Raw genomic sequence first — 12,952 nt, forward strand, 5'->3', positions numbered from 1 at the left:
GAACCGGCGGGGCTCGGCGCTCCGGAGGGGAAGCCACTCATGGAGCGGCCTGGCGAGGCAATAAGGGCGACGCTGACGGTGATGGGCGTCGTGGCTCTCGCGCTGGGGCTTGCCCTCGTCATGGCACCTGTATTGCCCCCGGCAAGCTTGTCGCTCCTGTTCCTGATCGCTGTGCTCCTTGCGGCCGTGGCGCACGGAGTGGCGGCCGGCGTGACCGCGGCGCTGCTGGGCTCGCTCGCCTTCAACTTTTTCTTCATTCCGCCCGTCCTGACCTTCGCCGTGACGAACGAGGCGGACGTCTTCGGGCTGCTGGTGTTCGTCGCGGCAGGCGTCATCACCGGCAACCTCGCCGGTCGGCTGCGTCGGGAGGCGAAGATCGCCCGCCGTCGTGCACAGATCGTCCAGTCGTTGAACGACTTCGCCGGGCGCCTGTCGGTGGCGGAGAGCAGGGAGGACGTGCTCGCGGCGGCCGGGGAGCAACTCGCGGCAACGTTGCAGCGCCGCGCCGCGCTGTTCCAGCCTGCCGGCGACGACCTCGTGCTGGTCACGGCGTGGCCGTCCAGTATGGAACTCGGAATGGCCGACCGAGAGGCCGCCATCCTCGCCTGGAAGGGCCTGCCGGAGGAACGGCCGCCCGGCGTCGGGAGCCGTGACATGGCTTTCTCGTTCCGGCCTGTTGAAGGCGGCAACAACGTCGAGGCGGTTCTTGGTGTCGAAATGATCGGCGGTCTGGAAGACGAGGAGATCCACGCCTTCGACGCGGTGGTCCGCCAGGCCGGCATGGCCATTCTGCGGTTGCGCCATGCCGAGGCCGCGGCGAAAGCTCGCGCAGCCGCGCGAGAAGAGCAGCTTCGCAATGCGCTCCTCTCGTCCGTATCGCACGACCTGCGCACGCCTCTCGCGACGATCCTTGGATCGGTGACCACCCTGCGCGAACTGGGCCCGTCGATGGTCGAGGCCGAGCGTCAGGACCTCCTCGCCGCGATCGAGGACGAGGCGCGTCGCCTCTCGCGGTTCGTTGGTAACCTTCTCGACATGACCCGCGTGGAGGCCGGTGCCCTCGCCGTGCGCAGCGACTGGATCGACGTTGCCGATCCTATCCGCGCCGCCGTCGCCCGGGCGCGGATGATCCATCCCGGCGTGACATTCACGGTGGTCGGTTCGGCCGATCAGCCACTGGTGGAGGCGGACGCCACCTTGCTGGAGCAGGTGCTGTTCAACCTGCTCGACAACGCCGCCAAATATGCCGGCGCGGCGGGCCCTGTAGACGTCACGGCGGCAATGAGCGGCGACGACCTCGCTGTCTCGGTCACCGACTGCGGGCCGGGCATTCCAGCGTCTCAAGGCGAGGTCATCTTCGAGAAGTTCCGTCGCGCCGCGCCCGGCGACGCGGCCGCCGCAGGGACTGGCCTGGGCCTCGCCATCGCCCGCGGAATGACCATGGCTATGGGTGGCGACATCGCGCTGGAGAGCCCGGCGCGCGACGGAGTGGGCTCGCGCTTCACGGTTCGGCTGCCTCGCACCCGGAGGAAGGCGGCATGATCGCACCGTCGCAACCGCTCGTCCTCGTGGTCGACGACGAGCCGCAGATCCAACGGTTCTTGAAACCCGCGCTGGTGGCGTCGGGCTACCGCGTCGCGGGAGCCGCCGACGGCGGTCACGCCATCCGTTTCGCCGACATGCTGCAGCCCGCCGCGATCATCCTCGACCTTGGCCTCCCGGACATGGATGGCAAGGATGTCATTGCCGCGATCCGGCGAACGGGGGACGTGCCGATCATCGTGCTGTCGGCCCGCGACCGCGAGGCGGAAAAGATCGCGGCCCTCGATCTCGGCGCCAACGACTTCGTCAACAAGCCCTTCGGGATTGGCGAGCTTCTGGCCCGGCTGCGCGTTGTCACACGCCCAGCGCGCGCGGTGGCGGAGCCGGCGGGTCCGCTGCAGGTTGGCCACCTCGTCCTCGACCCTTCGACCCACCGGGTGACCCGCGCTGGCGAATTGATCCGCCTGACGCCAACGGAGTTCGAGTTGCTCGCCGTACTGATGCGCAACGCTGGCCGCGTGATGACGCATCGCCAGCTTCTGACGGAAGTCTGGGGTCCGGCACACGGGCAGGACACACCCTACTTGCGGGTCTTCGTTGGCCAGATCAGGCAGAAAATCGAGCCGGACCCATCGGAACCGCGAGTGATCCTCACGGAGCCCGGTGTGGGGTACCGGCTGGCCGAGGACTAACGGCCTCGTGCCTGAGAAAACAGGACGCACAGCACGTCGCCGAACCGACCGTGGGACTGAATGTGGTAACGAGCTACATCCGCAATGTGCTGAAATACAACGATAAAACTATGGGATTGGTGCCCAGGAGAGACAGCTTCCCGCCTTTGCTACCTGCCTTTCGGGGCGACCACCTCGGTCAACCGCGCCAAGCCGACCGGAGGCTGCGATTGCCAGCCCAACGCGAACACCCGCTCCGCGAGGCCGTCGCGCACGCGTTCGATCTGGGCGGTCTCCCGGGCCAGTCGCGATCGCAGGAGCGGGTCGCCCGTTCCCGAGGCGACAAGGCTGCGGTTGATGACCCAGGCGTAGGGCTCGATGCCGGCGCGCCGCAGGTCCGTCTGCAGGGCGGCCGCCTCGGACACGGGCGTCGTCTCCGGCAATGTCACCAGGATCACTCGGGTGTAGGCGGGATCCTGAAGGCGCATGAGCGGCGTGATCATGCGGCCCGCACCGCTTGGCTCGAAGTCGCGGGTCATCTGGCGGTGGTAGGCGCCAGTCGCGTCCATGAGCAGCAGCGTGTGGCCGGTGGGCGCCGTGTCGAGCACGACGAACGCGCTGCGGGCCTCCGCGACGATCCGTGAGAAGGCGTGGAAGACGGCGACCTCCTCGGTGCAGGGTGACGCGAGGTCCTCTCGCAGGAGGCGCCGCCCTTCCTCGTCCAGGTCCTTGCCTTTACCCGCCATCACCTTCTCGATGTAGCGCCGGGTCTCCTCCTGCGGGTCGATCCGGTCCACTTTCAGGCCTTGGAGAGGTGTGTCGACCACGAAGGACACGTGCGCGGCGGGGTCTGTGGTGCTCAGGTGCACGCCATGCCCGCGCCGCGCCAGGCCCACGGCAATGGCCCCTGCAATGGTGGTCTTGCCGACGCCCCCCTTGCCCATGACCATGACGAGTCCTTTGCCGGCCTCGGCAAGATCGTCGACCAGTCGAGACAGGCTTGGGAGAGGCGCGGACGCATTTGCCGGCACAACGGGTACACCACCGGCGGCGGCCGGGTTCAGCAGAGCCCGCAGCGCGGGGAGCCCGACGAGGTCGAACGGCAGGAGTGGGATCTCGTCGCGCGGCAGCCGAGCCAGCGCGTCGGGCATGGCAGCCAGCGCCCGGGCCTGCTCATCGGCGATGGCCCCGGCAACGGGGTCGGATCCGGGCGATGACCGAAACCGTCCGTTAACCGCCAGCACCTGATTGGACAGTCCGAGTTCCTGCAACTCGCCTGAGGTGCGTGCGGCCTCCCGGATCGCACCCTGGTCGGCCCGCGTCACCAGAACGACCGTCGTGCGTCCGGGATCGGACAGAGCTTCGAGGCCTTGGCGGAACCGCGCCTCGCGCATCTTGAGCCCCGAGTGGGGACCGAGACAGGACGCGCCCCGGTCGTTGCCTTCCAGAAACCCCGTCCACGCCTTCGGCAGGCTGAGGAGCCGCAGGGTATGGCCGGTCGGGGCCGTGTCGAAGACGACGTGGTCGAAGCCCTTCACCTCTCCAGCCAGGAGGCCGACGAACTCGTCGAAGGCGGCGATCTCGGTCGTGCAGGCACCCGATAACTGCTCGCGCACCGTCGCACGCTCGTCAGCATTCGCCTCCGGCCCAAGCTGCGCCAGGACCCGTTCGCGGTACTCCTCGGCTGCCTGCTCCGGGTCGATGTTCATGGCTGAAAGTCCCTCGACACCGGGAACGGCGGTCGGCGCGTTCCCGAGCGTCGTGTTCAGCATCTCGTCGAGGTTCGACGCGGGGTCGGTGCTGACCAACAGCACGCGCTTGCCACGGTCGGCGAGCCCGATCGCGGTGGCGCAGGCGAGGGACGTCTTCCCCACGCCGCCCTTCCCCGTGAAGAAGAGGAAGGGGGTGGGCGCGTCGAGGGGGCGGAACGGCAGCATGGCGGTCTCCATCGGCGACGACCCTAGCCGTGAAGCGTGGTCGCGCGATGACGTGGATCATCCGCTCCCGCAGGTCAGATCGAGCGCTGGTTGACGCGCTTGGACAGCTCCTCGGCGCTTTCCTTCCGCTCGGAGTAGCGGTCGACGAGATAGGTGGCGCAGTCGCGCGTCAGCAGCGTGAACTTCACCAGCTCCTCCATCACGTCGACGATCCGGTCGTAGTATGGCGAGGGCTTCATCCGGTCGTTGTCGTCGAACTCGGCGAAGGCCTTGGCGACCGACGACTGGTTCGGGATCGTGATGAGGCGCATCCAGCGGCCGAGGACGCGCAACTGGTTCACCGCGTTGAACGACTGCGACCCGCCGCTCACCTGCATCACCGCGAGCGTCTTGCCCTGGGTGGGCCGCACTGCTCCGAGCGCAAGCGGGATCCAGTCGATCTGTGCCTTCATGATGCCGGTCATGGACCCGTGCCGCTCCGGCGAGCACCAGACCATGCCCTCCGACCACGTCACGAGGTCGCGCAGTTCGCGGACCTTCGGGTGGTCCGCTGGCGCGTCGTCCGGCAGAGGCAGGCCGGAGGGATCGAAGATGCGGGTCTCGGCCCCGAGCCAACGAAGGATGCGGGCGGCTTCCTGGGAGGCCAGACGGCTGAAGGAGCGAGTCCGGACCGAGCCGTAGAGGAGCAGGATGCGGGGCGGATGCGTCGCCCGGCTGGTCGGCAGGAGCCGGGCAAGATCGGTCGCGGGGAGCAGATCCTCGTGCAAGTTCGGCAAGTCGTCGGTCATCGTTCGCGGGTCCGGGCGCAGGAGAAGTCGCGCGTCTTCTACGCCACCCGACGGCCCTGCGCATCGATCAGCGGCGAACCGTCCTCCTTGGCGAAGGGGCCAGGGGGCCAGCGCTCCAGGAGGTCGAGTACGACCTCGCTGGGCCGGCACAGACGCACGCCCTTCACGGTGCAGACGATGGGGCGGTTGACGAGTACAGGGTGCTCCAGCATGGCGTCCAGCAGCGCTTCGTCCGGCACCGACGGGTCGAGCAGGCCGAGTTCCGCGGCGGGCGACTTCGTTTCGCGCAGGGCGGTGCGCGGCGTCAGGCCAGCGGCTGCGAAGAGGCCGAGAAGCTGCGGGCGTGTCCATCCCGTCTTCAGGTACTCGATGACGGTCGGCCGGTAGCCAGCCGCCTCGATGATGGCCAGCACGTTGCGCGAAGTGCCGCACTCGGGATTGTGGTGGATGACGACGTCCATGGCTCCCCTCAGGTGCGCGTCTGCGGCTCTGATGCGAACAGCCATGCCGCGAGGGCGCTGGCGGCGAAAGCACCGATCACCTGCGCGACCACGAAGGCCGGCACATTGGCGGGCGCGATGCCGGCGAAGGTGTCGGTGAAGGCACGGGCGATCGTCACCGCCGGATTGGCGAAGGACGTCGACGCCGTGAACCAGTAGGCTGCGGTGATGTAGAGGCCCACCGCTACGGGCGCACTCTCCGGCCGGAAGCGGACGACGCCGAAGATGGTCAGGACGAGCCCGAAGGTCGCCACGAACTCGGCGAACCACTGGGCGCCTCCGGACCGCACGGTCTGCGAGGCCTGCCAGACCGGCAGGTCAAACATCACATGGGCGATGAGGGAGCCTGCGATCCCGCCGATCACCTGCGCGGCGATGGTGGGTCCGAGTTCGCCCCATGGCATGCGCCCGCGTTGGGCCATGACGAGGCTGACGGCCGGGTTGAAGTGGGCGCCCGAGACCGGCCCGAAGATCAGAATAAGGACGACGAGGATCGCCCCGGTCGGCAGCGTGTTACCGAGCAGTGCGAGGCCGACGTCCTTGGTGAGCTTCACGGCCATGATGCCGATCCCACCACGGTGGCCACCAGCAGGCAGGTGCCCAAGCCCTCGGCGGCAAGGCGGCGTGGGACGTCAAAGGCCGTCACGCCCCACTCCCATCGATAGGACGCCACATGAGCTGGGCGGACGCCGGACACAACCCCTGGAACTGCAAGCTGCCGGTGACGACTGCCGGCGCCATGTCCCTGTCCGCCAGCCGGAAACCGTGCCGGGCAAAGATAGGCGCGGCGGACGTCGTCAGGAGCCACGCCTCCCGCGCTCCTTCGGCGTGGGCCCGTTGGAGCAAGGCAGCGAGCAGGACCGATCCGATGCCTGCCGCTCGCTGGCCAGGGCCGACGGCGAGCGAGCGGACGAGAACGGCCGAACCGCCCCGGGCATATCCGCCGAACGCCGTCGCTCCAGGGAGTCGAAAGAAGTGTTGGCCAGGTTCTTCGAGGTCGTCGGTCGGCAAGCCTGATGCGGCAAGGACGTCGAGCATCTCGGCCCAGCCTGGGCTGTGCTGCTCCACGTGAACGAGATCAACTTGGACGGGTGATGCGACTTCGGGTTCGGCGGAATCCACGATTCCGGTCCTCCTCACGCGGGCTCGGCGGGAGCAGGGCAGCACGCGCCTGCCGTCGCGAGAACAGGGACGCAGACCTCCGGCCGACCCTGGCAGCAGTCTTCCATGAGGAAGGCGAGCAACTCGCCCATCCGTGCGAAGTCGGCCGAGTAGACGATCGACCGACCCTCGCGGAGCGACCGCACCAGCCCCGCATGCGAGAGCACGTTGAGGTTGGCCGACAGGGTGTTCGGGAGCATCGCGAGGCCGCGGGCGATCTCGCCTGCCGCGAGGCCATTGGGTCCGGCCTTCACGAGCAGCCTCACAATGGAAAGCCTCCCCTCGTGGGCCAAGGCGGAAAGCCGCCTCACTGCGTCAACCTGTTCCATATTTCCAGAATATTGGAATTGATAGGAAGTGCAACTGCGTTACTGCCTGGGAGCGGTCGCTGTCGGCCCAGACGAACATCAAGTGGTTGGTGGGGGCGCGATGCAGCCCGCTCGGCTCAGCATGAGAGGATCGTCGACGCCGGCCGTGTTACCCGGGTGTTACCCCGGATAGACGACCAGCACCCCGCCAGCCCTCAGAGAGGCAAAAAACACTAGCGAATTCAGATCGGTAAGTGGCGCACCGCGCCGGGTGAAGATGATAACTATGTTTACGCCATAGCCCTCCCAAAATAGTCCTTGAAAATTAGCGTCAACCCTATGAAATCCATCAATATCTTCGGTCAACGCTAACGCGAAACCTGTTGTTGGAAGTCAGAACGGAATTTCATCATCCATCTCGTCATTCCGGGACGTAGCGGTTGAAGCCGGCTGCAATTCCACTGGCTGGGCAGCCGTATCACTGTGCTCAGGCTTGGCCGCTAATCCCCAGTTCTCAACGACATCGATTAAGGGGAAGGCTTCAGTCGTTGCCCAGTCGATGTAGGGTGCTGCCGTTGCACTCCATGGCTCGCGCTTAGGCAACTTGATCTGAACGCGGGCTGGGACGTGCAGCGCGCTACCGAATACAATCGCCTCGCCCGCCGCAAGCACCGTCACCTGATCGAGCAGACGTTGAGCCTGTTTCGGGATGATCCGGCGAAAATGGTCAATGTCATCTGGATTTTGCAAGCGATGCGAAAAGAAGTTGGCGCACTGGCTAATAATGGTAGGGCTGATTTCGCTCGGGCGCTGGCTGGCCACTACCAGGGATAAGCCAAATTTCCGGCCTTCCTTGGCGACCCGTTCAAAAGCGCGACGCGAGAGGGTCTGACCGCGATCCTCGACCTTGCCCGGCGGGCGGGCATAGTTATGCGCCTCTTCCAAAACTAGAACCCATGGATAACGGCTGCGCCGGTCGGGGCGGAGCATTTCGCGTGCTTCGAGCAGCAGACGCCCCAGAATCGCGCACGCGAACGGCAGCACCTCCGAGGCCAGCATCGAGAAATCCAAAACGGAGACGCGCGGACCAGAACACCGACCCACGCCGAGTTTTTCCATCCAAGTCTGAAAGCTGCGGATATCCTGTTGCTCATAGCTGAATAACGATTGCCAACGCCGATCATCGAGACGAGTCCGCAAACGTAGTTTCAGCGTGGTGAGATACTGGTCGATCTTCTTGCCGCTCTCCTGATCGGTCGCGCGATCAACAAGGCGTGGGTCGCGAAACTCCGCTGCCGCGACGAAGCGCGGCGAGTCAGCCGATTTGGCAAAGTTGACCCCTTCATTCTGGCGCGCCGAAATGCTTTCCAGCATGGAGGTGCGGATCGTCGCCAGGCCGTCTCTTACCTGCCTGTCATTTATAATTTTCCGCCATTGATCCGTACCCGACCATGTAATTGAATTGCGGAACGCATTCCAATCAGCACCCGTCGCATACTGCTCAGCGTGATTGATGAAGATGTCGAATGATCCGCTAGCGGGCGAGCGAGGATCGTCCATCCAGGATAGCGCAGAGTCGATCTTGCCGATAGCAACCTGCAATGGGTCATATAGGCTTCCGTCGTCGGCAGCAGCCTTGGCAATCGCCCACCAGTCTTTCAGGACAGGTTCTTGCGTCGCTTCAGATGCCTGAAGCCACTCGCAAATTTCCTCGCCATTCATCAGCCAAACTGGAAGGCAAAACTCCGTGCCGTTGAGGTAAATCCGATTCGGCTCGCGCTGATACGTTGCCTTCTCTGTGGGCAGAAAAGCGTTAGCGTATTCTCCGTTGATATCTAGAATAAAGATGTGAGGATCGGCCTTTGCCTCGGCTCCGAATCCCTCGTGCTCGATGATGCCTCGGATAAGGCTCGCCACCGTGTACGACTTGCCGGAGCCTGTATTGCCCACCACCGCAAGCGGCCGAGAAAAAAGGTCGTTGAAGGACGCCTTAACCTTCGTGTTCTCGTCGCCGGTCTGGTGGCCAATCTCCAGCGCATAGTCGAACGGCTTGCCGTCCCAAAGATAAGGGCGGTTTCGCTGCGGTGGACTTGCAAAGATACCTGAGAGGATATCCGGGTCGGCCACCTCCGCTGGCGTGTCCAAAGTGGGCAGGACTGTGATGCCACTGTCAAACTTCCAAAGGCTTTTCCCAAGGTGCCTGACAGTTCCGAGAAGCTGGACCGAGGCGATCCGGCGCGGCTTCATCAGTTCCAACGAAAGCTCATCGTCCCGCATCGGATCAAAGCTTTCCCGCGCCTCAAGATCGCTGAGAATTCCAATAGCATGCGATCCTGCTCCCAGATCAAAGGTCAGAAACGCATTGATGGCGACGGCGCGCTGAACGCCATCCGGGGTGGCTCGGGAGGACGACTTAGAATCAGGCGACAACTCAACCTTGAGCCGGAACCCGTTGACGGCGACCACATGGCCGATAACGCGGGGCTGTTCCATCAGACGGCCGCCGCCGGCTCGCCCGAAGGCCGATCCTCAACCTTGCGAAGCTGATCCTCGAAGTTGCGCAGGCGTTTGTAGTCATCCAGCCATTTGACATCGGGCATGACGTTTTGGGCAAAATCGGCGAAAGTAGCCACCTCGAAGGAGCAGCCTGCACCTTCGCCCGCCCGCTCAGTCAGCACAAATGCGCGCTGCCCAAGGCTCTGATAGCGGCGAACCCGCTGGACGATGGCGCTGGTGGGGTTCGGCTCCACCACCAGCATTACCAGCGACGGATTCATCAGCGCCGTCTCAATGATTCGTGTGATGTGATCGTCGCCAAAGCCGTATCCCAGAACCATCAAGAAAGTTTGCGGCTGATTTAGCCGAGCATGAAGGAGCCGGAATAGGTGCGCGTAAGGCATGTCCAGCGTCCGGGCGAATTTCTGGGAGGTAGGGAGAATTCCAAACGAGCTGATTGATTCGAAATTCGGGGAGACAAGTTGTTCGGCCTTTTTCGCTGCGTCGGCCGCCCGATACGATGCGGCAAATCCGAGGTCACGGTGACGAGCACGCATGATCCCACTTGCGTCAGCCTGCCAGTGAATTGAGCCATGCAACTTGTAGAATTGAAGGAATTTGTCGAAACGGCGAACACGGCCTTCCGCGACATCACCGGGATAATAGATATCAAGGCCATAGACCGCCGGATCGAAGCGTGCGTTTGTCTTGCCAGAGAACCCATCAAAATATTGGATTCCTAGTTCCTCCATGGCCTGCTCAAACAGGGTGTCATAGTTCAGGGTAAAGAGATGCGTCCGCCCGAGATTTGTGTCGCGCGCCGCAAGCTTGGCCAGAAATGGGATATGGCCCGATGTCTGCTTACCATCCGGCTCGGAAAGCTCGCGGCGATCAATCTCAAGAGCGCATTCCGCGAAGATTGCACGCTCGATTAGCGCCCGCAGCGTTTCCATGGTGGCCGCATCGGGATTAGCATCAGAGTCCTTCCCGTCAGCGTACTTGCCTTTCCAGCTTACCGCGCGGATCGGGGACTTTTCCGGCTGGGAAAGTTCCGCAGCATTGAACAGGTAGCTCAGCCACTCCTCAAAACCTACCGGCCCCTGCTTCGGCTCAGCCGGCCATAGGGATATGCGGTTCCTAATGATGGCTGCTGCGTCCGTTGCCAGCGCGCATCGCTGAACAGCTTCGAGAACTTGGCACTCAAGGTTGGTCGCTCGCCCGCCGGCCATCAGGCGGCCGCCCGCGCTGAATGACGTGCCGGCGGCAGTCAGCACCACCACGTTTTCCATGCGAAGCCAGTCCGCTAGGAGCGCCTGCATCCGGCGCAACCCATCGTCCGGCGATTTGCTCGCAAGAAGATCATCGCTTTCGCCGGCTGAGACTGGCGAAAGCAGCTTATATTTGCAAAGCTCCGTCAATTACCTTTCCCCCAACTTTGGCAGGTTCATCAACCTTCTTTTTTTATTCCGCGTCTCTACATTTGCCCCGGAAGATACAGCGTTCTTACGAACATAGTCCCGCATGAACTCCCGCAAGAGCTGCGACGCAGGGCGATCCTGAATCTTGCAAGCTGCGAGGAATTCATCTCGCAGCTCGCGATCCAGTCTGATCCGCATGCCAACATCTTTCTTCATAACTCGATAGTGTAGCCGATGGATACACATCCGCCCAGCGGCATTCGTGCCGTCGTGGCAGGAGCCTTTTAGTTCTTATTTTCATTGGCTTGGGTCGGGTGAGCTAAGGGCGCTGCCCTCGCGCGGCGCAAGAAAACTCTCCGACCTTTCGCGGCATAAACGGCTTCCTCCCCGTAAACGGGTGCCCCTCCATTTATTCCACGGTGCCAAAGAGTTGTCTGGCACCTTACTACCCCGGTCTCGCCGACGGGCAAGGGTTCAGGAGCGGCGCTTCGCTGCTCTGAACCCCAAACCCGAAGGAACAGAGACATGACCAGCGCAACCGACAGCAAGCCCCGCATCTATGTCGCCTGCCTTGCCGCCTACAATAACGGTTATCTGCATGGGGCGTGGATTGAAGCGGATCAGGACGCCGACGAGATCAGGGACGAGATTGCGGCGATGCTCGCACGATCCCCCATTGAGGACGCAGAGGAATATGCCATCCATGATTATGATGGTTTCGAGGGCGTCACCATTAACGAGTATGCCGGCATCGAGAGCGTGGCACGAATGGGCGCTTTCATCGCCGAGCATGGCGCGCTAGGCGCGGGTTTGCTGGAGCAGTTCGTCGGCGACATCGACCAGGCCGAAACTGCCTTGCAGGATTGCTATCATGGTCAGTTCGCCAGCCTCGCCGATTTCATGGAGGAGCTGACCACCGAAAGCGGCGTCACAATCCCCGAAGCCTTGCGCTATTACGTTGATTGGGAGGCAATGGCGCGGGACGCTGAAATGAGCGGCGAGTTCTTCACGGTGGAGACAGCACGCGATGAGGTGCATGTCTTTTCCAGCAGGTAGGGACTAGGACGCTTTTCCGGCATTCGTCGGCAGAGCGGTTTGTTGAACGATGTGCAAATGTGCCGGCCGGCTCACGTATTACTACGCGCATCTGGAGCGATTGAGAAAAATCCGCCGACTAGCGGAATCACGCAATCATTGTTAAGAAGAAAATTAACTATAAACGTCCAATCCGTCCGAACAACGTTTCGGATAAATCTGACTATTTCCCGCAGCAACAGTTTCAGAAACTCTCTATCCGGGCGTTGTCTCGCGCGCTCGTGAGTAGAGAGAGTGCGCCATGCTTCGCATTGATTGGCGTGCGCCCGCGTCTTACGGGCACGCAAAAGCTATTCCTCCCGCCGGCTTCGCTTGGGAGTATCTTCGTCGCCATGACGATTATCATCGCGACTTTGAGACAATCGCCAGCATGAAGGAACCGGCCGCGACCCAACTGGACGCATTCACGCAGCGATGGGGTTTGCGATTTCCCATGCGATCCCGAAACCCCGTCTGATCGACAATCCCTGTTCTGGATTCCAAGCCTACAGCCACACGCGGTTCTCTTGTCTCCGATGCAACCTCGCGAAGGGGTGACCGAACCCATTGTGACGCTGGCGCATCTGTCCGGCCTCGACCTGCGACACGCGGCGGACGGATGGCATGGCATCTGGCATGTCGATGGCGTCACGCATCAATTCTGGCTGCCCCAGGCCGTGCCCGACGCAGCCGCCTTCTATGCCGTATCCCTTCCGATGGATTCCTACATGGAGCTTCGCGCCCATGCTGCGCGCCGCCTCTGGCGATCCCTGAATGGGCGAGCGCCAGGTGCAGACTTCCGCACCATGCCCGCGCAGCTTCGCCGGTTTCATATCTTGTCCCTGCGTGCGCTCGACGCTCGCTTGCGGGGCGAAAGCTATCGCACCATCGCGGAAGTGCTGCTCGGCTTTCGCGGAACCAAGGAAGATTGGGAAGTCGATCCCCGGAAGAATCAGGCCCGGCGATTGGTCGCGCACGGCCTGAAAATGATGCGGGGCGGCTATCGGCTGTTGCTGCACTATCCAATTAGGCACAACAGCGGTTGATTTTCGGACGC

At 63.2% G+C, this 12,952-nt stretch carries 12 protein-coding genes and 1 pseudogene; 5 read left to right on the forward strand and 8 right to left on the reverse strand.

Features of this window, described 5'->3' with window-relative positions; all coding sequences use genetic code 11:
• Positions 1–39 precede the first annotated feature (39 nt).
• On the forward strand, positions 40–1,542 hold the full coding sequence (locus ACX9GQ_RS05875) for a DUF4118 domain-containing protein (RefSeq protein ID WP_459628621.1): 1,503 nt from the start codon (positions 40–42) through the stop codon (positions 1,540–1,542).
• Complete coding sequence (locus tag ACX9GQ_RS05880) at positions 1,539–2,234, forward strand: response regulator (RefSeq protein ID WP_459628622.1); 696 nt, start codon at positions 1,539–1,541, stop codon at positions 2,232–2,234. Before ACX9GQ_RS05875 ends, ACX9GQ_RS05880 begins: the two co-directional genes overlap by 4 nt.
• A gap of 149 nt (positions 2,235–2,383) precedes the next feature.
• Here the strand turns inward: ACX9GQ_RS05880 and arsA are convergent, their stop codons facing one another.
• The 8 genes and pseudogenes from arsA to ACX9GQ_RS05920 form a co-directional block, all read right to left on the reverse strand.
• Complete coding sequence (gene arsA / locus ACX9GQ_RS05885; protein ID WP_459628623.1) at positions 2,384–4,150, reverse strand: arsenical pump-driving ATPase; 1,767 nt, start codon at positions 4,148–4,150, stop codon at positions 2,384–2,386.
• Positions 4,151–4,224: 74 nt separating this feature from the next.
• Positions 4,225–4,938 carry an arsenical resistance protein ArsH gene (gene arsH / locus ACX9GQ_RS05890; RefSeq protein WP_459628624.1) on the reverse strand — a complete coding sequence of 238 codons (714 nt, stop codon included), beginning with the start codon at positions 4,936–4,938 and terminating at the stop codon, positions 4,225–4,227.
• A gap of 38 nt (positions 4,939–4,976) precedes the next feature.
• Positions 4,977–5,399, reverse strand: coding sequence for an arsenate reductase (glutaredoxin) (arsC, locus tag ACX9GQ_RS05895; RefSeq protein WP_459628625.1), 423 nt, complete (start codon positions 5,397–5,399; stop codon positions 4,977–4,979).
• Between the two features lie 8 nt (positions 5,400–5,407).
• Positions 5,408–6,084, reverse strand: a pseudogene (locus ACX9GQ_RS05900) (aquaporin).
• Positions 6,081–6,476, reverse strand: coding sequence for a GNAT family N-acetyltransferase (locus tag ACX9GQ_RS05905; protein ID WP_459628979.1), 396 nt, complete (start codon positions 6,474–6,476; stop codon positions 6,081–6,083). Before ACX9GQ_RS05905 ends, ACX9GQ_RS05900 begins: the two are co-directional and overlap by 4 nt.
• A gap of 98 nt (positions 6,477–6,574) precedes the next feature.
• On the reverse strand, positions 6,575–6,928 hold the full coding sequence (locus ACX9GQ_RS05910) for an ArsR/SmtB family transcription factor (protein WP_459628626.1): 354 nt from the start codon (positions 6,926–6,928) through the stop codon (positions 6,575–6,577).
• Between the two features lie 372 nt (positions 6,929–7,300).
• A complete protein-coding gene (locus ACX9GQ_RS05915; RefSeq protein WP_459628627.1) occupies positions 7,301–9,400 on the reverse strand; it encodes an ATP-binding protein in 2,100 nt (699 codons plus the stop codon).
• Positions 9,400–10,821, reverse strand: a complete 1,422-nt coding sequence (locus tag ACX9GQ_RS05920) for an SIR2 family protein (RefSeq protein WP_459628628.1) — start codon at positions 10,819–10,821, stop codon at positions 9,400–9,402. The genes ACX9GQ_RS05915 and ACX9GQ_RS05920 overlap by 1 nt, the downstream gene beginning before the upstream one ends.
• A 525-nt stretch (positions 10,822–11,346) precedes the next feature.
• On the opposite strand from ACX9GQ_RS05920, the gene ACX9GQ_RS05925 reads away from it, so the two are divergent.
• The 3 genes from ACX9GQ_RS05925 (at position 11,347) to ACX9GQ_RS05935 (ending at position 12,941) form a co-directional block, all read left to right on the forward strand.
• Complete coding sequence (locus tag ACX9GQ_RS05925; RefSeq protein WP_459628629.1) at positions 11,347–11,877, forward strand: antirestriction protein ArdA; 531 nt, start codon at positions 11,347–11,349, stop codon at positions 11,875–11,877.
• Between the two features lie 280 nt (positions 11,878–12,157).
• On the forward strand, positions 12,158–12,373 hold the full coding sequence (locus ACX9GQ_RS05930) for a transcriptional regulator domain-containing protein (protein ID WP_459628630.1): 216 nt from the start codon (positions 12,158–12,160) through the stop codon (positions 12,371–12,373).
• Positions 12,374–12,431: 58 nt separating this feature from the next.
• A complete protein-coding gene (locus tag ACX9GQ_RS05935) occupies positions 12,432–12,941 on the forward strand; it encodes a DUF2285 domain-containing protein (RefSeq protein ID WP_459628631.1) in 510 nt (169 codons plus the stop codon).
• Positions 12,942–12,952 lie beyond the last annotated feature (11 nt).

The sequence above is a fragment of the Alsobacter sp. R-9 genome, assembly GCF_054612375.1.